This is a genomic window from Vaccinium witches'-broom phytoplasma str. VAC (assembly GCF_000309405.1).
Taxonomy (GTDB): domain Bacteria; phylum Bacillota_I; class Bacilli_A; order Acholeplasmatales; family Acholeplasmataceae; genus Phytoplasma.
The window spans coordinates 1-304 of sequence record NZ_AKIN01000228.1 but is presented as its reverse complement, the minus strand read 5'-3'; the positions used below and the strand labels follow the sequence as shown (position 1 = coordinate 304).

Sequence of the window (304 nt, the reverse complement as noted above, 5' to 3'; positions counted from 1 at the left end):
TATCTAGTTTATTGGGGTCCAGTTGGTATAATTGTAAGTTTTCTAGTTTGTGATGATTAATTTTGCCGATCAATTCTTTGATGGCGTTTTTAGATTCATTTTTATAATTGATTTGAAATATATCATGAGAGGTTTTAAGGTTATTATTTTGGTTTTTAAGAGGGTTTAAATCTGAAAGTAATGGTTTGGTTATTACTAGAAGAAAAATTATCGTTAATTAAGGTTATTTTGGTTTGTTTAATTTCTTCTAAGATTTGAGAGTCGACAAAAAGAGTTTGGTTTTTAGGGCGATAATTGGCTTCTT

1 pseudogene is annotated in these 304 nt (G+C 28.0%); it reads right to left on the bottom strand.

The annotated features are described in order from the left end of the window. Positions 1-304, bottom strand: a pseudogene (locus RI68_RS04445) (phase variable surface lipoprotein); the annotation flags it as partial.